The sequence below is a fragment of the Novosphingobium rosa NBRC 15208 genome (genome assembly GCF_001598555.1).
Taxonomy (GTDB): domain Bacteria; phylum Pseudomonadota; class Alphaproteobacteria; order Sphingomonadales; family Sphingomonadaceae; genus Novosphingobium; species Novosphingobium rosa.
Genome location: NZ_BCZE01000026.1, coordinates 1 through 21,924, shown reverse-complemented (window position 1 = coordinate 21,924; position 21,924 = coordinate 1). Strand labels below are relative to the sequence as shown.

The window sequence follows — 21,924 nt, the reverse complement described above, 5'->3', positions numbered from 1 at the left end:
AAAGTTATGGCATGTTCGCCAAGGCGGCCGCGATCGCGGATCGCGATCTGATCCATCTTGAGCTGGGCATGCCGGTTCATGACACACCGGACTTCATCAAGGACGCCACCATCGCGGCTCTGAAGGCCGGCGACGTGCACTACAGTTCCTTTCAGGGCCAGCCTGCCTTGCGTGCCGCACTGGCCGAGAAGATCACACGCTTCAACGCCGTGCCTGTCGATGCGGGGCAGGTGCTCGTCACCAATGGGTTGACCCAGGCCTCCTATGCCGCCTTCATGGCGACAATCAATCCGGGCGACGAGGTGATCCTGCTGGATCCCTATTATCCCCAGCATGTCGGCAAGATCGAGCTGTGTGGCGGCAAGGTTGTGCTGGTGCCGCTCGATGCCGAGAACGATTTCGCTCTGCGTGCCGACTGGATTGCGGCCAAAGTAACGGAAAAGACCCGCGCCGTCGTGCTGGTCAATCCCTGCAACCCCACCGGGCGGATTTACACGCGTGAGGAACTGGAGGCCTTGGCCGAGGTGGCGATCCGCCACAATCTGGTGGTGATCTCCGACGAGGTCTATGAGTATATCACCTTCGACGGTCACGCCCATATTTCCATTGCCGCGTTGCCCGGCATGGCCGAGCGCACCATCACCCTGTCGGCCTTCACCAAGGCCTATGCCATGGATGGATGGCGCATCGGCTATGCCTTCGCCAGTGCCGAGCTGATCGGCGGAATGAGCAAGATCGTCACCAATGAGGTGACCCATGTGAACACCTTCATCCAGGCCGGCGCCCTGGCGGCGGTCACGGGCGGCGATGAAGCCGTGGCCCACATGGTGGGCGACGATCGCGCCAAGCGCGACATCGTGGTGCGCGCGATGAACCAGATGCCCGGCGTGACCTGCATGCCGCCGCAGGGTACGATCTATGCCTTTCCCTGTGTGCGCGAGACGGGTCTTTCCTCGCAGGAGCTGGCTGATCGCATTCTCGACGAATGCGGCGTGGTTGTCGAGGCTGGCAGCTTTTACGGCGCGGCGGGCGAAGGTTATCTCCGGGTCTGCTTCGGTTCGCAGTCGGCCGAGCGCATCGGGGAGGCAATGGAGCGGCTGCGTGGTTTCTTCTCCGGGCTGAAGGCGGCTTGACGATGCCTGCCCGGGGTGGAATGAGGCAGCCATGAAGACTGATTTTCGCAAGATTTGTGACCCGACGGATTCTGGCTTCCGCCTCGCGCATTCACCGTTCTATCTCATCGCCCACGCTGATTTCCGCTATCACGAGGACGTCAGCACCGTGCTTGAAAAGCAGGGCGTGAACAAGAATATGTACCGTATCATGACGGTTCTGCGCGAGGATGAGCCGGCGGCGATCACACGTCTTGCGGATCGGGCCCTGATCAAGCGATCGACAGTCAGCCGCATTGTCGATCGTATGACCGAGATGGGGTTGACCTCCACCTCGACCGATGAAGCCGACAACCGCGTGACGGTGGTCGAGCTGACCAAGGCAGGTTATGAGGTTCTCGACAAATTGACGCCGGTGGTGGCCGAGCAGTTCCGCCGTGCCATGGTCGATCTGTCGAGCGAAGACATCGAGACGCTGATCGGCCTTTTGCAGCGCATCGGTATCAATCTGACGGACGACTGAATCCTGGGTAAAATCAGGCAGGGCGTGGCGCTGTAAGGGATCGACCTGCTTAGGTGTAGGCTCGAGATTGAACGGCATCATTGGGGCGCCCGCTTTTATTTGTTGAGATCGTGCGCGAGATCGATTGTCGCTTTGTGTCGATGTTCGCTCCAGGTCAGCTTTTTCGTCTGCGCCGCTCCCCGAAGCACGTTCCACCTGCCGGTGGCGCCGCAACAACGGTTCGGGACAAAGAGCCGTACAAATTTTTCAGCCAGAGCTGTTTTTGCAAAGCCAGGAGAACAAAAATGCTGAATTTAGGTGAAAATGCACCTGATTTTGCAATGGGGGAGGGGAAGAGCTTCCATGAATGGCGGGCAGGGCGCTGGACTTTGCTCATTTCTGCCAAGGCCTTGTCCCCGACCTGCACAGTCGAATTTGCAGAATTGGCCAGGTTGGCTGGGGAGTTTTCTTCCGAAGATATTGGCTTGGTAACGCTACTTTGCGATCCTGCGCAGGCTGTCACCAATTGGCTTGGTGACCTGGCCGATGATTTTGCTATCCATCCGTCTTGGCCCATCATCAGCGACAGCGATTTGTCCATTGCGGCAACCTATGGGCTGGTTGACAGTTCAGGAACTGGACTTCAGCGTGCTTCGATCCTGATTGACCCGCAGGGAAAGATCGCAGCTTTGTCAGCCTATCCGATCACAAACGGGCGTAATTTTTCTGAGATGTTGCGCATTGCTCTTGCCGCACGGCTTACTGCCACGGATCGCGTGGCAACACCACCGGAGTGGACGTTGAAGAATGGCCGCGTCATGCTCCCGCCGTCACTCCCCCAATCAGAAGCAGAGAAATTATATTCTCAAGGCGTTGACATTGTGCGGCCTTATTTGCGTTTCGTCGATCTGCCCGTTTCTTGATCTAGAGACACCGCCCCTCATGGCTTCGATAGCACCCATGAGGAAGGCCGCCACCATCAAGCTTTGTTATAAGTAAGGATGGTGGCGGCAAGTCGGGATCTATCCTTTTACAGAAAAGCAGGGTGGAACTACCGGGGTAGGCGACCTCGCTTTCAATTCTTAATGCTCCAGATCAGAATAATCGTAGAAGCCCGGCGATTTGCGTGCACCGCGATGGAACGATGTGCTGTGATCGATCCGGAGCTGTGAATGCGTCTTTTCGAAGAAATCGTCGATTTTCTTGCGGGAGGCGGGTGTCTGCGTGACCTTCTCCACATCCTGCATCTCGTGATAGGTTTTCTCTTCGGTGTAGTGGTAGAGACCGCCCGAGACCACCACGCGCCCGGTGTTCTTCAGATTGACATAGAGCGACTGGTGGCCAGCGATCTGCCGCGCGCCGTGGCCCTGACCCGGCAGGCGGAGTCGCGGCAGGCTCAGCTTGACGCCTTGCGATCCCGGATTGGCGGCCTGGCGCAGCTCAATCGCCGTCATGCGACGGCACTGGCGCTTCACACCTATTCCGGCGTAGGGATGATCGGCGGCAATCTGTGGGATCTGTGGCCGGTGTTGCGCGATGTCGACCCGGAGCTGGTCGGGTTCAACTACGATCTGGGCCATTGCGGCGCCTGCGATCCGGGCTATCACCGTCAAGGATTATCTCTGGCAGGCGAGTCCCAAAGGGTGGCAGCCGGTTTGGATGCCCATCGGCGATGGGATGGTCGATCTGCGGCAGCAAATGGCAGCGTTGAAGGAACTGGGCTTTCGTGGCCCGGTCAACCTGCAGGTAGAGCATCATGGATTGTTGGGCGGGATCTGACGAAGATCTCTGCGGGGATGACGACCCGGGGGTGGCTTGTCCTGAGCCGTGCCGCCCATCGAGAGCTTGTCCGGTCGTTTCAAAGGTGACGGAAGAAGGCCGCACGGGAGCAAAATCAGGTCGGATGGATCCGCGGTTGGGGGTTTGCAGCGTTGCCTGGAACATGACAGCGGCTTCGCATGTGCCATCCATGGTTCCGCGCAAAGCCGATCTGCGCGAGATCCTGTATCCCTATTCATCAAATGACTGATATAATTTGCACTTCTATGGATCTTGCACATTCTTGAATTCGTCATAGTTTATGGGGGCATTGCTGTTCGAGGTGGTGCCGAGGCGTGAGAACCTCGCTTGCGTATGAAGGAATTTCCGATCCGCCACACGAGTGCCCGGGTGGCCGACACGCATGTACAAGCCGGTTCCGGCAAAGGTGTCGGCGCATATAAAGCACGTGGGTCTTTGCCACGGTCATCTTCGCAAGCGCTTTTCCCTCCCTTTGAGTGACTCGCGGATCAAGCCCAGCCTCTACCTTTTCGTTCAAGCTGCGTGCCCATGCTCTTGCATCGGCGGTAGGAGTGACGGGATAAAGTCCGCCGAAGAGTTTGGCGACAAGATCCTTACCGAACATTATCCGACGATAACGCCATCGCTTTTTCCCGCTAGGCAGAACTCGATGGCCAGTTCGGGGGTATTTTAGGTCTGCCAGCGAACCGCTGGTCAGGGCATCAAGGGTAAGCGGGAGTCAGTGCAGTTTTCTTTGCCACAGTCCGATTTCCTCGGTCTCAGGCGCACAAAAAATCATGACACAAATCCGGACACAACGGCTGTCTAACTCTGGCAAGACGCGTCGAGATTAGTCTGGCCTTATATCGGTCAGAATTGGGATCCTATCGTGCGCGTGATTCGAATCGAGAGAATTCGACAGGCTTGAAATTACAGACTCCTGATTACAATATCTATGCTCTCCAGATGTTTGTCCTTTTCGTCTTCACTCAGGAACGAACCTTTGAAGGAATTTCGAACCAGCTGGATGAGGCTTTCACGAGTCAAAACACCAACGGCGTCCAATGCGTAAAGGTTATCGTTCACATAGCCGCCGAAATAGGCCGGATCGTCGGAATTGACGGTGGCGGTCAGCCCGGCCTCCAGCATCGCGGGAAGGGGGTGCCGGGCCATATCCTCCACCACACAAAGCTTGAGGTTGGAGAGCGGGCACACTGTCAGCGCCATGCCTTCCTGCGCCAGGCGGCTGACCAGAGCGGGGTCTTCCATGGCGCGGTTGCCATGATCCAGCCGGTCCACCTGCAGCAGGTCCAGCGCTTCATGGACATAGGCAGGCGGGCCTTCCTCCCCGGCATGGGCGACGCGCTTCAGGCCCAGCTGTCCGGCACGGGCGAAGACACGCTCGAACTTGGCGGGCGGATGGCCGACCTCGGAGGAATCCAGCCCCACGCCCAGCAGCCGGTCGATCCATGGTTCGGCGCGGGCGAGGGTGTCCAGCGCCGCCTCCTCGCTCAGATGGCGCAGGAAGCACAGGATCAAGCCGGAGGTGATGCCGTAACGTCCATGCGCCTCGTCCATGGCCGAGGTCAGGCCTTCCATCACCACGTCGAAGGGAATGCCGCGGTCGGTGTGGGTCTGGGGGTCGAAGAAGATTTCGGCGTGGCGGATGTTGTCGGCGGCGGCGCGGGCGAAATAGGCGGCGGCCAGATCGTGGAAGTCGCGGGCGGTGCGCAGCACATCGGCCCCGGCGTAATAGATGTCGAGGAAATCCTGCAGGCGGGTGAAGGAGTAGGCGGCGCGCACCTCCTCCACGCTGGCGTAAGGGATGGCGACATGGTTGCGCTGGGCCAGTTCAAACATCAGTTCAGGCTCCAGCGAGCCCTCGATATGGAGATGCAGCTCGGCCTTGGGGAGGGCGGCGATCAGGGCGGAGAGGGGTGTATCGGTCATCGGATCAAGCCTTTGGTGCATCATCAAGGTCATGCGTCAGCATCACCGCCAACGAGGTGTCGCGATCATGGGCGAGACCGGCCGCACTATAGGTGCGGGGGACAAAGCGGTCACCCCCTGGAATGTGCATGCGATCATGGTGTGCGGGCGCCGGGATCATCAGGGCCTTTCCTGTCAGCGTTTCGAAAGCAGCTCCACGAACAGGCTTTCCACCTGTGCCTTGTCCACGGCGTAGACCACATCGACATCGCGTTCTCCAAGGCCGGGCCCCTGACCCGCAGGCCATGTCAGCAAGGCGCCGTAATTGGCCCCCGGCATCAGGTCGACATCCATCGCCAGCCTGCCCTTGCGCCGCGCGATCTCCGGCTTGAGCCAGACCGCCGCCTGCGTTTCATCCCATAGCGGATAATTCGCCTGAGCGGTCTGCTTCATATAGCGCGCCACCGGGGTCGATCCCGAGGTCACCTTATCGAGCAAAGCCTGAGTGCCGAAAATCTCAGCGCTGGCGTCATCGGTCACCAGAGACAGCTTCGGCCAGGGGCTGGTTAAGACGATATGCGAGGCTTCCGGATCCCAGAAATGGTTGAAGGACATGCGCGGGGCATAATCCAGCTGCATGGCGAACTCGTCCTTCGGGCCCGCCGCCATGGCGCCGTTTTCCAGCTTGCCGCCCTCGGTGACAAGTTCCTTGATGCGTGCGGCAAAGCCATCGTCCAGCCTTTGCGCCAGCGCCAGATTGGTCAACGGGCCCATGGCGATGATGGTGATCTGCCCCGGAAATTTGCGCGATTGCTCCAGCAGGAACGCCGCCGCGCTGCCGGGATAAGGTTTGGTGGTCGGCATGCCTTCGGGCAGGGGCGGCACGACATGAGCCTCATGCGGTAGGCGGCGGGCGATGGTGTTGTAGCTGGGCCAGCTTTCCATCCACGCGCCCTTGTAGGGCAGCTTGCCATATTGCGCCTCGCGCAGTTTGGTGCGCGCCTGACTGTTGACCAGCGGGAAGGTGGCCCCCGCCACCACCGGCACATCCTTGCGGCCCACCAGCTCCAGCATGCGCAGGGTGGCGGCGGTTTCTTCGGGCTGCCAGCCGTCGCCGCTGACGGTGGTGATGCCCAGCACCTCCACTGTCGGGTCTTGCAGCAGCATCAGGATCGGTTGCAGGCCGGGGCCTTCGAAAGCGTCCTGATCGATGATGACCTTGCGGCGCTCGACAGGGGCATTGGCGGCATGAGCCATATTGGCGCTGCCCGGGAGGATCAGCGCCAGCGCCGTGAACAAGCCATAGAGGGATTTGGGCAGGATCGTCATGCCCCTGCGCTATCAGCCCGGGAGGCCGATGTCATCCCGGGCGATTGCCGGTACCGGCATGGGAATTTGAAAGCAGGAAGCGGAGTGCCCTGCTGCCGCGCATCCGCCATCAGCGCCTGACAGCCCCCTGAAAGAGAGATCGACCATGAGCATCCTTGCCCCGCCCCAAAGCCAGACAATTGCCCCCGGTCAGGCTCTCGACTGGGAGCGGATCGCGGATGATCTCGATCAGCAGGGCTGGGCCTTGCTGCCCGGTCTGATCGCGCAGCTCGATTGCGATGCCACCGCCGCCCTCTATGACCGCGAGGAAGGCTTTCGCAGCCGGGTCATCATGGCGCGGCATGGTTTCGGGCGCGGCGAGTATCGCTATTTCGCCTATCCGCTGCCGCCGTTGATCCAGCATCTGCGCAGCAGCCTTTATCCGCACCTCGCCCCCATCGCCAACCACTGGTATGAGCGCATGGGCATCGCGACATGCTTTCCCGACACGCATGAGGCGTTTCTCGGCCGCTGCCACGCCGCGGGGCAGCAGTGCCCGACCCCGCTGCTGCTGCGCTATGGCCCGCAGGATTACAATTGCCTGCATCAGGATCTCTATGGCGAGCATGTCTTCCCCCTGCAGGTGGCGGCGCTGTTGTCTGCGCCGGGGCGCGATTTTTCCGGCGGCGAATTCGTGCTGACCGAGCAGCGCCCGCGCATGCAGACACGCGCCGCCGTGGTGCCGCTGGGCAAGGGCGACGCGGTGCTGTTCGCCGTCAACCAGCGACCGATGCGCGGCACGCGGGGCGATTATCGCGTGGCGCTGCGCCATGGGGTCAGCGCGATTCGCGAAGGCCGCCGTCATACGCTGGGCATCATTTTTCACGATGCAGCCTAGCGTTTGGGGCCTTTCAGCCGAGTCGAAAGCGTCCCGGATTCGTGGTGGAATCCCTGTTGCAATCGTCTGTTCAGCCGTGCGCTGCATCCGATCACTGGCGCCAAAAGTGCAGTTTGTCGCATGTCAAGATCGTTTCATCCAACTAATCCGGGGTCTGCGGGCACTTTTCATCTGCGAGACAGAATTAAACTGGCAAGCCAAGAACAGTGTTTGCAAGGAGTCTCGTTATGCGTGTTATGTCCAAGAAATCAGGCATCATTGCCCTCCTGGCGGTAAGTACCCTGCCGATGGCGTCCAGCCTTTACGCGCAGGACCAGCAGCCAGCCCCCCGCAGCGACATCACCGTCACCGGTGAGCAGGCCCCCGACGCGTCCAAACTGCCGGCTGGACCTGAGGTGAAAGGCTTCATTTCCGCCCGTACCGGCAATAAAATGCAAGTCACCGGCGCTGATGGCTCGAAGCAGATCATCAGCTTCAATGAAAACACCCCCATCAAGGCCAGTAAAGGTCTGTTCGGAAGCAACAAGCTGAGCCCCGGCTCGCTGATGAACGGCCTGCCGGTGACGGTGAAGACCGTGCAGGCCCCCGATGGTCTGCTCGCCGCGCAGATCACCCTGCGCAATGGCGACCTCAAGACCGCCAACATGATCCACAACGGCACCGATCAGCGCTTCACCGCCAATGAAGCCGCCACCGAGGCGCTGCGTGGACGCATGGGCGATATCGACAAGTACAACATCAAGAGCACGATGAATGTCCACTTCGACACCGGCAAGGCCGTGCTGTCGAATGAAGACAAGAACCAGCTCTGCCAGACGGCCACCCAGGCCGAAGGCACTGAAAACGCGCTGATCCTGGTGGTGGGCTACACCGACTCGACCGGCAGCGACGACACCAATCAGGCGCTCAGCGAAAAGCGTGCCAGCAGCGTGATCCACTACCTGCAGCAGGCCTGCCACTGGAAGCCCTATCGCATGCTGACCCCCAGCGGCATGGCCACGGCTGATCCGGCCGCCAGCAATGACACGCCCGAGGGCAAGGCCCAGAACCGCCGTGTTTCGGTGAACATTCTGGTCAGCAAGGCGGTTGACGTCAACAGCTGACGCCAGCAGCTTTAGCGAGCTTCAGGAAGCGGGGCGGGTTGTCATCAACCAGCCCCGCTTTCGGCGTGTTTGGAGAGGCTAGCGCCGTGCGGAGCAATGCGGGAAGGCACATTGTTCAAACGCACGTCAAAGCGCGCCGCCGCGCAGGCGTTGCTGCACCAGATCGGTGAAGGCGCGGATGTTGGGGGTGTTCCTCCGCCCGCTCTGGAACAGCAGCGAGACCGGCAGCGCCGGGCTGGGCACATCCCCCAAAATCTGTCGCAACCGCCCCGCCTGCAGATCCTGCGTAATCTGGTAGGACAGCGTCCGCACGATACCGAGGCCACCGATCGCCGCCTCGATCCCCGCCTGAACACTGTTGACGGACAGGCGCGCCGGCGCCTCGCCGCTTCGGCCATGGCTGGCATCCCAAAGGCGGTGGGCGCGGACTTCATCTTCGATGGCGATCATGCGGTGATGGCGCAGATCCTCCAACTGTCGGGGCTCGCCCTTTTCGGCCAGATAGGCGGGGCTGGCGCTGTAGACACGCCGCACTTCGCCCACCTTGCGCATATGCAGGGCGCTATCGGGCAGATCGGCGATACGCACCGCCACATCCACACCTTCCTCCACCAGCCGCACCACCCGGTCGAGCAGCATCAGCCGCACATTGAGGTCGGGATGGCGCCGGATCAGTTCGGTGGCGATGGGCAAGATATGCAGCCGCCCGAACATCACCGGCGCGGTGACGGTCAGCGTGCCGCGCGGGGCTTGGCCCGTGCCGCGTATGGCTTCGACAGCGCCGTCGATTTCGGCGAGGCCCGCCCGGCAGCGCTCCAGAAAAGCAGCGCCCTCCTCGGTGAGGCGCACGCTGCGCGTGGTCCGGATCAGCAGGGGCGCGCCCAGATCAGCCTCCAGCGCGGCCACGGTCCGGGTGACGGTGGTGGGCGACATATGCAGCCGTCGCGCCGCCTGAGCGAAGCTGGCTTGTTCGGCCACGGCGATAAAGGTGCGCAGGGCTTTGAGCTGTTCCATCGCGGGTGATAATTATCATCACAGATCGCAAGAATGAAGTGCGATCATGCCAGATTATCATCGAAACCGCTGTGAGCGATACAGATCGGACCTTACCGCAGCAGCGAGGTTCCACGCATGAAACTCTACCACTTCCCCCTGTCCGGCCATGCGCATCGCGCGGCCCTGTTCCTGTCGCTCGCCGGGGTCGAGCATGAGCTGATCCCCGTCGATCTGGCCGCCGGTGCGCATAAGCAGCCCGAATTTCTGGCGCTCAACGCCTTTGGGGAGGTGCCGGTGCTGGACGACGATGGCATCATCATCGCCGATTCTCTGGCCATTCTGGTCTATGTGGCGCGCAAGATCGGTCCCTCGCACTGGCTGCCGACCGACCCGGCCACCGAGGCCGAGGTGCAGCGCTTCCTTTCGGTGGCGGCGGGCAAGATCGCCTATGGCGCCTGCGCCGCCCGTCTGGTGACCTTGTTCGACGCCCCCTTCCGCGCCGAAGAGGTGATCGGGCGCGCCCATGCCACGCTGACGGTGATCGACCAGCTGCTGGCCACGCGCAGCTGGATCGCCGGAACAGCCCAGCCGACCATCGCGGATGTCGCGCTCTACAGCTACATCGAGCGCGCGCCGGAGGGGAATGTCGACCTCTCTACCTATCCCCATGTGCTGGGCTGGCTGCGCAAGATCGAGCAACTCCCCGGCTTTGTGCCCTTCGCGCGGAGCCGCGCCGGATTGGAGGCCTGAACCATGCAATTCCAGACACTCAAACTCGACCATGTCGGCATTCGGGTGACCAATCTTGCCGTCTCGGAAGCCTTCTACGCCAAGCTGGGCTTCATCCGCGATCCCGAGGAGTTCTCCGAAGCGGGCAAGGCCTGCGGACTGGTTCATCCCACCGGTCTGCGCATTCATCTGATTTTCAACGGCACGGCGGCGGTGGAGGGCAATGTGTTGCTCGATGCCGCGATCAAGCGCCCGGGCTACACTCATGCCGCTTTCATCATCGAGAGCATGGCGGAGCTGGTGGCATGGCTGGGTCAGGAGGGCATCGCCATCACCGAAGGCCCGGTCGAGATGGGGCATGGCCGCCGTAGCGTCTGCTTTATCCGCGACCCTGACCGCAATGTCTTGGAGTTCAATGAAATCCTTCCAGAGGCCTGACGTGAGGCCCCGCCCATTGCCTCCTGAGGGTTGCGCGCTACAGTCTGGCCTTCAGGAGCAGTGGCGGGCAGCCACCGCCGGGATCAGGGAGGGGGCAGATCTATGGGAAAAGTCATGTCGGGCAGGCATCTGGCGATATCGCTGGCGCTTTTGGGAGGCTGCCTCATCCATGCCCCCCTGGTCGCGGCAGCCACGCCTCCGCAACCGGCCACCGCGCAAGCGGGTGGGGCCTTGGTGACGGGCCCTGACCTGCACCGGCAGATCGAGATGATGAAGGCCGATCTGAAGCCCGATACATCGCTGCTCTGGCGTCCGGTGATCACCGCGGATGGCTTGACCGCCGCGCTGGAATATTGGCACAAGCCGCGCCCACCGGCAGCGCATATTACCGAGGCGGAGTATGTGATGGTGGTCGAGGGCCACGGATGGATGGTTTCAGGCGGGACGTTTGCCCATGCACAAGAAACCCATCCCGGCCTGCTGGAGGGGGATGAGATCACCGGTGGCGTCAGCCGCGATCTTGGCCCGGGCGACGTCTTCCTGATCCCGGCGGGCATGCCCCACTGGTTCGGTATTCGCGGCGAGGGGCTGGTGTTGCTGGGGACGAAAATTCCCGCGTCTGCGCCCCGGCCCAAGCCCTGAAAGCGCCCGCTTAGCGGCAGGTCTGGTCGGGCGAGGGCGGCGGTGTGGCACCCCATGCGGTTGGCTCTGGCCCCATTGTCAGGTGCAGCGTGCCGCCTTGCGCGATCTCGCCATGGCGCAGCCAGGCGCGATCAAGCGGGCGCCCGTTGAGCGTGGCGGCCTGCACATAGCGGTTGGTGCCATGCGTCCCGGCGCCGTCCGCCACGATGCGCAATGTGTGGCCGCCACCCAGATCCAGCCTGCTCTCGGGAAAGACCGGCGATCCGATCAGATAGAGATCCTGACCCGCCACCGGGAAGAGCCCCAGCATCTGGAAGATCAGCCAGCTGGACATGGCACCGGAATCGTCATTGGCGGGCAGGCCGCCGCGTCCGTCGAAGAAGCCCTTTTCACGGTAATCGACGATGCGGTCCACCGACAGATCCGGGCGGCCCGCCCAGTGATAGAGCATCGGGATCAGGAAGCCCGGCTCATTGGTCATGTCGAAATGGAGATGGTCGAACAGCGTATCGAGGCGATGTATGAAGGCCTCGCGCCCGCCCGAGAGTGCGATCAGGCGCGGCACATCCTGTGGGGCATAGAGCGAATAGGTCCAGATATCGCCTTCATACAGAAAATCGGGCCATGTGCCGCGCTTCACCAGATAGGGCGGGGCCCATGAACCATCGGGCTGGCGCGGGCGCAGGAAGCCCTTGACGCCCTCCTGCTCCAGATCGGCGTTCCACAGATTGGCCCAATTGCCCGAGCGGGCGAAGGCCGCTTTGGCGGTGTCCTTATGGCTCAGCCCACAGGCCAGCCGCCCGATGGCGAAATCGTCATAGGCATATTCGACGGTGCGCGATCCGGCGCGGGGATAGGCGGTGCTGATATAGCCTTTGCTCAGATAATCGGGCAGGCCGCCGCGCCCTTCCTTTTCGGCGTCCTTCGGCTCGACGGAGGCGTTTTTCTCCATGCCTTCCAGAGCGGTGGCATAGTCGATGCCCTTCAGCCCTTTGACATAAGCATCGGCGAACATCACATCGGCATTGCTGCCGCCCTGCGTGCGGCCATTGCTGTTGCCGCTGCGCCCATCGGGCAGCCAGCCATCGTGGCGGTAGATGTCCACCAGAGAGCGCAGCAGGTCGCGCTGGCGGTCGGGCGCGATCAGCGTCAGTAGCGGACCGGAGGTGCGGAACGTGTCCCAGATGGTGTAGTAATCGTCGTAATAGGGCTCTTTGGACTGCCAGAGCGGGTTTTCCCCGCTGTGATCGCTGGGCATCATCATCACGTGGTAGAGCGCGGTGTAGAACTGGCGCTGCTCCGCCGACGTGCCTCCGGAGATGGCGATGGGGGAGAGCGCCTTGCGCCACCCAGCCTGCGCCGCCTGACGCGCGGCATCGAAAGCTGGTGTAGCCATGGCATTGGCCCGCGCCTGATCGATGCTGACGAAGGAGATGCCGACGCGGGCATTCACCACCTGCCCCGCCTTGCGCCCGAAATCGAGCTGAGCGCCGATGGGCCTGTCGCCATCCACCTGCGTGTCGGCGGTGGATGGCAATGCGCCGTTCCAGCTGGAGGCGTTCACGGCATCATGGTCGGTGATCAGGGCGAAATAGACGCGATACTCCGCGCCCATGTTCCAGCCACCGATATAGCGGCCCATGCCGGTGACCTCATGGCGGGAGGCGATATGCACCTGACCGCCCAGAAAGCGCTGATCCTCCTTGCCGCCGCGCTTGTTGAGCATCCGGTCGAGGCGCAGGGTGAGGAAAGCGGGCCTGTCGGCGCGGAAGGTGTAACGGTGCAGGCCCGCGCGTGGCGTGGCGGTGAGTTCGGCGCGCACGTCGGGGCCGGTCAAGGTGGCGGCGTAATAGCCGGGCTGGGTCACCTCATCGCGGCGGGCGCTGGCGATGTTCTCCAGTCCGGTATGGTCGGATGGCATCAGGCGGATGTTGCCATATTTGCCTGCCGCGCCGCTCAGGTGGAGATGGCTGAAGCCCAGAATGCGCCCCGCGCTGCGATAGCCGAATTTGGAGGGCACGCCATCGAAGCTCTCCATATCCGGCCCGGCCTTGACCATGCCGAAAGGCGTCGTCGCGCCGACAAAGACATTGCCGTACCAGTCCGCGCCGATCAGCGGATCGACCTGAGGCAGCGGATCGGGCGCCGAAGCCGCGATGGTGGAGAGCGCCAGCAGGGCGGGGATCAGGCGCTTCATCGCGCGGCGGGCCACACAATCGGGGCGGCCTGGGCGCTGGCCCAATCGGCCTCGTTCACCTTTTCGACCGGGACGCCGCTGCAACGGTCCCCCACGCGCATGGGGTTGCACAAGCTGGCGGCACGGTCAGGCAGGCTCACGGCAAAGCCCCCGGCAAAGCGCGGATCGGCCCAGAGATAATCCGTGGATACCGCCTGAGCGCCGGAATGCAGCGCCAGATCGCGATGCGCCACATCATTGCTGCGCGCCTGCCATGTGCTGTCATCGGCGCGGGTGCGCACGAGGAAACCGGCCTTCACATCATCGGCGATGCGCCGTGCCTGCTCGACAGGATGATTGAGCGTAAGATAGGCGGCGGCGGGCGACTGCTCGTCGGTGTTGACGAACATCACCCTTCCCTCCAGCGAGCGGCGCTTGCCGCGATAGACCGCCACCTTGGCCGGGCTTTCGTCCAGCGCGAACATGATCCGCCCGCGCGCCTTGGCCAGCGTGGGCCAGTTGCCGGCCAGCACGGCCTCGCGCAGGGTGGGGTAATGGCCCTGCACATCATCGGGGGTCAGCAGTTGCGCGGGGGGCAGCACGGCGCGCGCCTCGGCGTCCAGCGCATCGTAAGCCGCTTCGTCATAGTCGAGCAGCGGCGTGCCGCCGGGCACGGTCTTGCCGTCCTTGGCGTTGATCAGGATCATGATCGGGGCATGGCGCGTATGGGCCTTCGACCAGTCGCGCACGATGCCCAGGCACGCCTTGAAGGTCAGGCAGCTCGAATGGTAATCCACATCGGGCATATGCAGCACCTTGAAGCCGGGCTGCTGCATCGTGGCGACCCATGTGGGATCAAGCTGGGTCTGCGTCTGCATGGCGATCAGCGGGCGGGCATAGCGGCCACCCCTGGGATCATAGACCACATCGATCTCGATCTCGCGCGCGCCGGAGTCCAGCTGGGCGGTCAGGCTCTTGTGGGCATAGTCCAGCTCCTGAGCGCCCCTGGGATTGGCGGCGGCGATCAGGCGATAGTCGGCGGGCGGGATGGCGCGTTTGTAGCTGTTGTGCGTGCCCACCGTCAGCAGATCATTGACCTTGAGATGCGCGTCCATCCAGACTTCCGCACAACCCGCCCCGGCATGGGCGACGTCGGTCGCATCGAGATGGCAGGAGGGTTTCGCAGGCGCGGCCGGCGCGCTGCCCGCCATCAAAACCATGGCGCCGGACAGAAGCAGGGCAGAAGCAGTCAGGCGCATGGCATATCCTTGGAAATTGCGTGTTTGAGCGCCCATAGGGCGCGGTTTTGACCGTTTTACGTCAAACAGATGGAGCCGATGGAGGGCGACCATCCCCCATCGGCTCCTGCCACCCCGGGCAATCAGAACTTGTAGCTGATCGCGCCGCGGAAACTGCGCCCGAAGATCGAGCGGGCCAGATAGGTGGCGGCGCCGACCTCGGTGTTGTCGATGGTGCCGGCGCGCGGATTGCCCTCGGTCAGGCCCACCGTGTTGGTCAGGTTGTCGACATAGAAGTTGAGCATCAGGCGCTTGTTGACGCTGTACTGCGCCTCCAGATCCAGCGTGGTGTAGCTGGGCAGCTTGACCTGATTGGCCACATCGGACCAGCGCTTGCCATAGAAGGACACATCGGTCTGGATGCGCAGCTTGCGGTTCAGCAGATTGACGGCGGGCGAAATGCGCCAGCTGTTCTTGGGCACACGGATCAGCTGATGGCCCGAATAGTCGGTCAGCACGCCGCTGCTGTTGGTGTAGACAAAGCGCGAGAATTTAGGATCCTGCCAGGTGTACTGGCCGTGGATATCGAACCATGTGCGCGGGTGCCAGGTGGCCTCGGCCTCCACGCCCCAGGTGTTGGTGTCGCCATAGACGGTCTGCGCGATGAAGGAGGTGCCCACCGTCTTGTAATCGGTGATGGCATAGCTCTTGTAGATCGAGCGAAAGCCGGTGAGATAGGCGTTGAATGTGGGGCGCTGGAACTTCAGCCCCACTTCGGTGAAGTTCATCGTCTGCACGATGGGATTGTTGTTGGCGTTGCTGATGAAATCGCCAACGCTGGGCAGGCGGAAGGTGGAGGTGTAGCGGGCAAAGGCGCCGAAGCTGGGCTGGAACTGGTAATTGGCGCCCAAAGTCCATCCGGCATGGTTGAAGGTGCGGTTGAAGGGCGTGTAGATCCCGGTGCCGCTCAGCACGCTGTTGTCGGCGATGGTGGCCGACTGGTTGAGGTTGATGGCCTTCGAACCCTCGGCCTGGCCCTGCACCCAGACCTGCTCCCAGCGGATGCCGCCATCGAGGCGCAGCTTGGGCGTGATCTGCCATTCATCGCTGCCATAGAGCGCCACCGTGTCCGAATGGCCGCGCCCATTGGCATATTCGGCGCCATAGCTCAGGATGCCGTTCTCGGTCAGCGACTGGATCGGCTTGCCGCTGGCATCGAGCACATAGACGTCGAGCAGGCGGGCGTTGTTCTGCACATCGGTGATCGCCGTGGCCGAGGTCGAGCGATAGGCTTCCGAAACATGGGCATAATAGCCGCCAAAGGCCAGATCATGCTTCTGGCCGAAGAGATAGGCCGTCTTCTGGAAACGCGCGTCGTCGACAAATTCCTTCTCCGGCACGGTGAAGGAGCGGATCAGATCGACCAGCGCCAGCCCGTTGCCATTGGCGTTGGTCATGTTGACCACCGTGCCGGGCGTGTCGGTGTAGACATAGCCCACGCTCTTGCCGCCCGAAACAGTCGCGGCATAGGGCGAGAGCGCCGACAGCAGATCGGAGGCCTTGTAGACCGAATAGGGCGTCACCGCATTGCGACGCGTCCAGCTGTCGCGGTAACGGGCGTTGTTCTTGAAGGTGAAATCCTTGGCCAGATTGACCTTCAGCTCGGCGGTGAGCTGGGTCAGTTTGACGGTGGTGCCCACGCCATCGTCGAACTTGTAGGTGCTGCCATCGGCCTGACGGAAGTTGAAATAGCGCGTTTCGGGGCCCGCAATGTTGTCATAGAGCGCGTTGAAACCGGGCACGCCTTCGGGGTTGCCCTTGCCGTCATTGACGAAGGGGCTGACCATCGAATTGCCGATGCGGTCGTCGATCCGCTTGACGCCCAGCATCAGCGAGCCCCAGTTGAAATCGCCCGACAGCGTGCCGCGGATCTGCCCGCCCTTGTCCTGACCGTAGCCGCTTGTGCGGCGGCCATCGGACACGCGGTAGAAACCGCCGACCATGTAGCGCCACGGCGTCGCGCCGATGGGGCCGCTGACCCAGCCGTCGAAACGGTGCGTATTGTAGCTGGACACCTCATATTTGGCGAAGGCTTCGAAATGGTCGCCGCCCTTGCGGGTGATGAAGTTCACCGTGGCGCCCGGCGCGTTGGAGGCAAAGATCGAGGAGGGGCCGCCGCGCACCACCTCAATGCGCTCGATGGTGGAATCCATGCGGAAGGCCTGATCGGCGTTGAGCCAGCCGAGGCCTGCGTCATGCTGGATGGTCAGGCCGTCTTCCTGCAGGGCCAGCTGCGAATAACCGTCGTTGGGGATGCCGCGCACGCGCACATTGCCGCTCGCCTCGCCCGAGGAGCTTTCGATCCAGAAGCCGGGGACGTTTTTCAGTGCCTCGCCCACGCCGATGGGGGCCTTGAACTGAATGTCTGCGGCGCTGAGGGTGGAGATTGCATAGCTGGCCTCCACCTTGCGGCGGGCGGTGTTGCCCGCGCGGCCCGTGACGATGATGTCGCTGCTGGCGCCGGGGGTGTCGACGTGGTCTGCCGGAGCATGGGCGTCTGCCGGAGCGCTTTCCGCCAGCGCCGGTTGCGACAGGGCAAGCATCAGGGCGGCGGCGGAAAGCCCGGTCAGGAAATGGCAACGCATGAAACAACCCTCTGCTTTCGAATCTCTGCGCCGCCATATGGTAGTCATAAATATCATTTTTGTGACAGTGGTGGCGCGAGAGGCTGTTTGCTCCACTGGCAGAGGGGAGGATTCCTGGCTAAATGCCGCAGGATATGAGGAAAATCCGGCGTTGCAAAAAAGATAGCGATCGATATCATTAAGCATGATCGCAGCACATCGGGGGATGGACACAAGCGTGACGGAATTTCGTAAACCCAAGCAGGAGCGTTCGCGCCGGACCTTTGACGCGCTGCTCGATGCGGCAGGCGTGTTGCTGGGCGAGGTGGGGATCGAGCGCATCTCCAGCAATCTGATCTGCGAGCGCGCCGGGCTGACCCCGCCCGCCTTCTACCGCTATTTCGACGACAAATATGGCGTGCTGGCCGCGCTGGCCGAGCGGCTGATGGACCGCCAGAATGTGGTGCTGGAAGCCTGGGTGGAGCGCTGGCAAACGGCAACGGCCGAGGAAATCGCCGCCCAGACCATCGACCTGCTGCGCGACACCGCGCTGGTCGGCGATGCCGAGCCGGGCACGCTCTGGGTGCTGCGCGCGTTGCGGGCGGTGCCGCGTCTGGCCTCGATCCGTCTGGAATCGCATCGCATTGTTACGGAAAGGCTCACCGCGCTGCATGCGCCTCTGCAGCCCCATGTGCCGCGCGAGATCATTGCGCGGCGCGTGCGTATGTCGGTGGAGTTCGGCTACAGCATCGACGAGATGATCCGCGAAACCGATTATGATCGCGAACAGATCTTTGAAGACGCCCAGCCGGTGTTCGAGGCGATGGCGCGCTATCCGGATTATGCCTTGCCGCCGGTTGCCTGAGCCGCGCTCTGCTCCGCCTTGCGCAGCGCGCCGGGGCGGATGGCAAAGCGCCGCAGAAAGGCCCGGCTCAGCGCCTCTTCGGACTGATAGCCTGCGTCTGCGGCAATCTGCGCGAAGGGCTCCGATGTCTGGGCGATGCGGTGATGCGCCATGCCCAGCCGCAGTTCGGAAAGAAAAGCGAAGGGTGGCATCCCCGCGATCCGCCGAAAGGCACGCACCAGCGAGGGGCGCGACACCGCCGCAATGGAGGCCAGCGCGTCCAGATCCCAGGCGCGGGCAGGTGCTTCCAGCATGGCGGCGGCGGCGCGGCCTGTCTCACGCGCGCTCAGCAGGGCGAGCAGGCCCTGAACCGGCGCCTGCTCCTCGAAACAGCGGCGCAGCAGCATCACGAACATCGCGCTGGCCAGATCGCTGGTGATCGCCGCCGCACCCGCGCGGTCCTGCTCCAGCTCGTCGGCGATCAGCGCGATCAACCCGCGGCAGCCATCGATTCCGCCAAGCGTCAGCAACACGGCGCGGGGCAGGGTTTGCAGCACCAGATTTTCTCTGCTGCTTTCCAGGTGGAACCTGCCGCAAACCAGCTCGGTCTCGATCTCCGCGCCAGCGGTCTGTTTGATGCGGATATAGTCGCGGCTGGTGGTGCTGATCGGGCGAAAGGCCTGCCGGTCATCGCCGCCAAAGACCACATGCGCATCGCCCTGAGGAAGCAGCAGCACATCGCCCTCCTTCAGCGACACCGGCACCTGACCCTGCCGCTCCACCATGCAACAGCCCTTCAGCACGATATGGAAAGCCGCCCAGCCGCGTTCCTCCGGGTCATGCACCGCGCACCAGTCGCCGCCGAAGCGGCAGTAGTCCTGAAGCTCCGGGCGGACCCGCAGCATGGGGGCAAGGCTGGTCAGGGCATCGCGCGTGTCCGGCATGCAGGCAATCCTGTGATTTGATCCTTGCGGTCATAAGCCTGCGCCGCGCGGGCATCAACAGGCAGGGCGATCCACGCCATGATCCGGTCATCGAAAAGGAGAAATACCATGATGATGGACTGGAACACGTATCGCACTCAGGTTTCCGCCGGTGTCGGCGCGCTGGGCAAGCTCAGCCCGGATACGGTCAAGGGTTATGTGCAGATCAGTCAGGCGAATGCCACGACCGGCACGCTGGACACCAGGACGCGCGAGTTGATCGCGCTGGCGGTGGCGATCAGCCTGCGCTGTGACGGCTGTATCACCGTCCACACCGCCGCCGCCCGCAAGGCCGGGGCCACCAAGGCCGAGATCGCCGAAGCGCTGGGCGTGGCTGTGGCCGTCAATGCCGGGGCCGCGCTGGTCTACTCGACCCGCACGATGGACGCCTTCGACGCGCTCGATCAGGCGTGAGGAGCAAGGCTCATGAACAAGCTCTATGATCGCGCGCTGCGCCTTGTCGCTTCGCAACAGTCTGACGATCTGGGGATCGCCCTGATGAAGATCGCCATTGCGGTGATTTTCCTGTGGATCGGCTGGCTGAAATTCCAGCCCTATGAGGCCGACAGCATCACCGTCTTTGTCGCCAACAGCCCCTTTATGCGCTTCTTCTACGCCCATCCGGCAGAGTATGCGGCGCATCTCACCAAGGAGGGTGTGCTGGCGCCTGCTCAGCGGGTCTGGCAGATCGCCAACAACACCTATGCCTTTTCCAACGGGCTGGGTTCGCTGGAGATTCTGATCGGTACGCTGACGCTGTCGGGGCTATTTTCGAAGCGGCTTGGCATGATCGGCGCGGTGTTGGCTTTCTTGACGCCCTTTGTGACGCTGTCCTTCCTCGTCACCACGCCGGAGGCCTGGGTGCCCGCGCTGGGCGATGCCCAGCATGGTTTCCCCTATCTCTCGGGCGCGGGGCGGCTGGTGATCAAGGACACGGCCATTCTGGCCGGAGGCTGGCTGATCATCGTCGATACCGCGCGGCGGATGCTCGCCGGGCGCGGGCAAGGCGCCTGAGCGATGAAGCCGGTGGCTGCCACAGCCACCGGCTTGCGATACCGCGCGGACCCGGCCTCATGCGGGTTTTCTAGCGCTCTCCGGCGATGGCCTGCATGGCTTTGGGAAACTCGCGTTTGAGATAATCGAGCGCGCCGCGAATTTTTGGCGAAAGATGGCGCCTTTGCGGATAAACAGCCCAGATCGGTTCCTCATCCGCCTGCCAATCGGTCAGAAGCGGACGCAATGCCCCACTGCGCAGATGCTTGTTGACGTAGAATTCGGGCAGTTGGCAAATGCCCATGCCCGCCAGACAGGCCTCCAGCACGGCATGGCCGCTGTTGCAGCGAAATCGTCCGGACGGGCGCAGCTGGATCGCCTCACCGGCTTGCCTGAAATGCCAGAGGGTGCTGGTGCCGATCAGGCATTCATGGTTCGCCAGATCCTCGGCAGTGTCCGGCATGCCGCGGCTCTCCAGATAGGCGGGCGCGGCGCAGGTGACGAAACCGCGTGAGGCGATGCGGGTGCTGATCAGGCGGGAATCCCGCAGATCGCCGGTGCGGATCGCCAGATCATAGCCTTCACCGACCAGATCCACGAGCCGGTTGGTGAGATCGATCACAATCGCGATCCGGGGGTGTTGCAGTGCGAACCGGCGCATGATCGGGGCCAATACCTGCTCGCCCATCGCCATGGAGCAGGTGATGCGCAATTCACCCTGAGGCTCACTGCGGTCGGTGATGAGGGCCAGGGCATCGTCGCGATCCTCGATCAGGCGCAGGCAGTGTTCCAGAAAGGTTCGCCCGGTGTCGGTCAGCTTCACCACCCGCGTGGTGCGATGCAGCAGTTGCACCTGAAGCCGCTGCTCCAGCACCATGACCGAGCGGCTGACATGAGTGAGCGAGGTGCCGAGCATCTCCGCGCCTCGGGTGAAGGAGCCGCCTTTGGCGACGGCCACAAACTCCTCGATCCCGTCCCAGTCCGACATGGATTATCCCAAATGTGGTATAATGATTTCCGAATATCGCTCTTTATCACAAGGCGGGGCTTTGGGTAGAGCCTGCAGGATCAGAACGATCGGCAAGGGAGGGCTTGGCCTCGCGTCTTCCCGAAACGCCGCACAGCACAGTGTCCGAAAGGGAAGCTTGAGATGAAGACCCGCGCCGCCGTCGCCTTTGAAGCCAAGAAGCCGCTGGAGATCATGGAAGTCGATCTGGAAGGCCCCAAGGCGGGGGAAGTGCTGGTCGAGATCATGGCGACGGGCATCTGCCACACCGATGCCTATACGCTCGACGGCTTCGATTCCGAGGGCATCTTCCCCTCGATCCTGGGCCATGAAGGCGCGGGCATCGTGCGCGAGGTGGGCCCGGGCGTCACCTATGTGAAGCCCGGCGATCACGTCATTCCGCTCTACACGCCCGAATGCCGCCAGTGCAAAAGCTGCCTCTCAGGCAAGACCAACCTGTGCACCGCGATCCGCGCCACGCAGGGCAAGGGGCTGATGCCCGATGGCACCACGCGCTTTTCCTACAAGGGCCAGCCGATCTTCCACTACATGGGCTGCTCGACCTTCAGCAATTTCACCGTCCTGCCTGAGATCGCCGTGGCGAAAATCCGCGAGGACGCGCCC

General features: G+C 62.7%; 22 protein-coding genes. 12 read left to right on the top strand and 10 right to left on the bottom strand.

Features of this window, described 5'->3' with window-relative positions:
- The first annotated feature begins 11 nt into the window (after positions 1 to 11).
- From SR3_RS10680 to SR3_RS30550, 3 genes are all read left to right on the top strand, one after another.
- The gene (locus SR3_RS10680; protein ID WP_218018800.1) at positions 12 to 1,133 is read left to right on the top strand and encodes a pyridoxal phosphate-dependent aminotransferase; all 1,122 of its coding nucleotides are present in this window, start codon (positions 12 to 14) and stop codon (positions 1,131 to 1,133) included.
- Between the two features lie 31 nt (positions 1,134 to 1,164).
- Positions 1,165 to 1,635, top strand: a complete 471-nt coding sequence (locus SR3_RS10675; protein ID WP_068085097.1) for a MarR family winged helix-turn-helix transcriptional regulator — start codon at positions 1,165 to 1,167, stop codon at positions 1,633 to 1,635.
- 110 nt (positions 1,636 to 1,745) lie between these two features.
- Positions 1,746 to 2,537, top strand: a complete 792-nt coding sequence (locus SR3_RS30550; RefSeq protein ID WP_169805611.1) for a redoxin domain-containing protein — start codon at positions 1,746 to 1,748, stop codon at positions 2,535 to 2,537.
- Between the two features lie 159 nt (positions 2,538 to 2,696).
- Here SR3_RS30550 and SR3_RS10670 read toward each other — a convergent pair whose 3' ends face one another.
- From SR3_RS10670 to SR3_RS10660, 4 genes are all read right to left on the bottom strand, one after another.
- Complete coding sequence (locus SR3_RS10670) at positions 2,697 to 3,194, bottom strand: hypothetical protein (RefSeq protein WP_157098781.1); 498 nt, start codon at positions 3,192 to 3,194, stop codon at positions 2,697 to 2,699.
- A 491-nt stretch (positions 3,195 to 3,685) separates the two neighbouring features.
- Positions 3,686 to 4,057, bottom strand: coding sequence for an Arm DNA-binding domain-containing protein (locus tag SR3_RS32785; RefSeq protein WP_407668162.1), 372 nt, complete (start codon positions 4,055 to 4,057; stop codon positions 3,686 to 3,688).
- A gap of 266 nt (positions 4,058 to 4,323) precedes the next feature.
- Complete coding sequence (locus tag SR3_RS10665) at positions 4,324 to 5,343, bottom strand: adenosine deaminase (RefSeq protein ID WP_068085330.1); 1,020 nt, start codon at positions 5,341 to 5,343, stop codon at positions 4,324 to 4,326.
- A 174-nt stretch (positions 5,344 to 5,517) separates the two neighbouring features.
- Positions 5,518 to 6,651, bottom strand: a complete 1,134-nt coding sequence (locus SR3_RS10660; protein ID WP_157098780.1) for a nucleoside hydrolase — start codon at positions 6,649 to 6,651, stop codon at positions 5,518 to 5,520.
- Between the two features lie 145 nt (positions 6,652 to 6,796).
- Between SR3_RS10660 and SR3_RS10655 the strand changes: the two genes are divergently transcribed.
- A complete protein-coding gene (locus SR3_RS10655) occupies positions 6,797 to 7,528 on the top strand; it encodes a 2OG-Fe(II) oxygenase (RefSeq protein WP_068085092.1) in 732 nt (243 codons plus the stop codon).
- Positions 7,529 to 7,755: 227 nt separating this feature from the next.
- Positions 7,756 to 8,631, top strand: a complete 876-nt coding sequence (locus tag SR3_RS10650) for an OmpA family protein (RefSeq protein ID WP_068085090.1) — start codon at positions 7,756 to 7,758, stop codon at positions 8,629 to 8,631.
- 126 nt (positions 8,632 to 8,757) lie between these two features.
- Here the strand turns inward: SR3_RS10650 and SR3_RS10645 are convergent, their stop codons facing one another.
- Positions 8,758 to 9,645, bottom strand: coding sequence for a LysR family transcriptional regulator (locus SR3_RS10645; protein ID WP_068085087.1), 888 nt, complete (start codon positions 9,643 to 9,645; stop codon positions 8,758 to 8,760).
- A 117-nt stretch (positions 9,646 to 9,762) separates the two neighbouring features.
- On the opposite strand from SR3_RS10645, the gene SR3_RS10640 reads away from it, so the two are divergent.
- The 3 genes from SR3_RS10640 to SR3_RS10630 all read left to right on the top strand — a co-directional run bounded on the left by SR3_RS10640 (position 9,763) and on the right by SR3_RS10630 (position 11,436).
- On the top strand, positions 9,763 to 10,377 hold the full coding sequence (locus tag SR3_RS10640; RefSeq protein ID WP_068085084.1) for a glutathione S-transferase family protein: 615 nt from the start codon (positions 9,763 to 9,765) through the stop codon (positions 10,375 to 10,377).
- A 3-nt stretch (positions 10,378 to 10,380) separates the two neighbouring features.
- Positions 10,381 to 10,794, top strand: a complete 414-nt coding sequence (locus SR3_RS10635; protein ID WP_068085081.1) for a VOC family protein — start codon at positions 10,381 to 10,383, stop codon at positions 10,792 to 10,794.
- A gap of 114 nt (positions 10,795 to 10,908) precedes the next feature.
- Positions 10,909 to 11,436: a cupin domain-containing protein gene (locus SR3_RS10630; protein ID WP_084455364.1), complete on the top strand. Its 528-nt coding sequence runs from the start codon at positions 10,909 to 10,911 to the stop codon at positions 11,434 to 11,436.
- A gap of 10 nt (positions 11,437 to 11,446) precedes the next feature.
- Here the strand turns inward: SR3_RS10630 and SR3_RS10625 are convergent, their stop codons facing one another.
- The 3 genes from SR3_RS10625 to SR3_RS10615 form a co-directional block, all read right to left on the bottom strand.
- The gene (locus SR3_RS10625; RefSeq protein ID WP_068085323.1) at positions 11,447 to 13,633 is read right to left on the bottom strand and encodes a GH92 family glycosyl hydrolase; all 2,187 of its coding nucleotides are present in this window, start codon (positions 13,631 to 13,633) and stop codon (positions 11,447 to 11,449) included.
- Positions 13,630 to 14,871: a phosphatidylinositol-specific phospholipase C1-like protein gene (locus SR3_RS10620; RefSeq protein ID WP_084455406.1), complete on the bottom strand. Its 1,242-nt coding sequence runs from the start codon at positions 14,869 to 14,871 to the stop codon at positions 13,630 to 13,632. The genes SR3_RS10625 and SR3_RS10620 overlap by 4 nt, the downstream gene beginning before the upstream one ends.
- Before the next feature lie 122 nt (positions 14,872 to 14,993).
- Positions 14,994 to 17,495 carry a TonB-dependent receptor gene (locus SR3_RS10615; RefSeq protein ID WP_068085078.1) on the bottom strand — a complete coding sequence of 834 codons (2,502 nt, stop codon included), beginning with the start codon at positions 17,493 to 17,495 and terminating at the stop codon, positions 14,994 to 14,996.
- A 217-nt stretch (positions 17,496 to 17,712) separates the two neighbouring features.
- Between SR3_RS10615 and SR3_RS10610 the strand changes: the two genes are divergently transcribed.
- Positions 17,713 to 18,339: a TetR/AcrR family transcriptional regulator gene (locus tag SR3_RS10610; RefSeq protein ID WP_068085320.1), complete on the top strand. Its 627-nt coding sequence runs from the start codon at positions 17,713 to 17,715 to the stop codon at positions 18,337 to 18,339.
- Here the strand turns inward: SR3_RS10610 and SR3_RS10605 are convergent.
- The gene (locus SR3_RS10605; protein ID WP_068085075.1) at positions 18,315 to 19,262 is read right to left on the bottom strand and encodes an AraC family transcriptional regulator; all 948 of its coding nucleotides are present in this window, start codon (positions 19,260 to 19,262) and stop codon (positions 18,315 to 18,317) included. The genes SR3_RS10610 and SR3_RS10605 overlap by 25 nt on opposite strands.
- A gap of 108 nt (positions 19,263 to 19,370) precedes the next feature.
- Here SR3_RS10605 and SR3_RS10600 point away from each other — a divergent pair, with 108 nt between their 5' ends.
- Both SR3_RS10600 and rclC read left to right on the top strand, forming a co-directional pair.
- A complete protein-coding gene (locus SR3_RS10600) occupies positions 19,371 to 19,715 on the top strand; it encodes a carboxymuconolactone decarboxylase family protein (RefSeq protein ID WP_068085072.1) in 345 nt (114 codons plus the stop codon).
- 12 nt (positions 19,716 to 19,727) lie between these two features.
- Positions 19,728 to 20,315, top strand: coding sequence for a reactive chlorine resistance membrane protein RclC (gene rclC / locus SR3_RS10595; protein WP_068085070.1), 588 nt, complete (start codon positions 19,728 to 19,730; stop codon positions 20,313 to 20,315).
- Between the two features lie 70 nt (positions 20,316 to 20,385).
- Here rclC and SR3_RS10590 read toward each other — a convergent pair whose 3' ends face one another.
- Positions 20,386 to 21,282, bottom strand: a complete 897-nt coding sequence (locus SR3_RS10590) for a LysR substrate-binding domain-containing protein (protein WP_068085067.1) — start codon at positions 21,280 to 21,282, stop codon at positions 20,386 to 20,388.
- 162 nt (positions 21,283 to 21,444) lie between these two features.
- Between SR3_RS10590 and SR3_RS10585 the strand changes: the two genes are divergently transcribed.
- Positions 21,445 to 21,924, top strand: a 480-nt coding sequence (locus SR3_RS10585) for an alcohol dehydrogenase catalytic domain-containing protein (RefSeq protein ID WP_157098779.1), incomplete at its 3' end; no start/stop codon positions are given.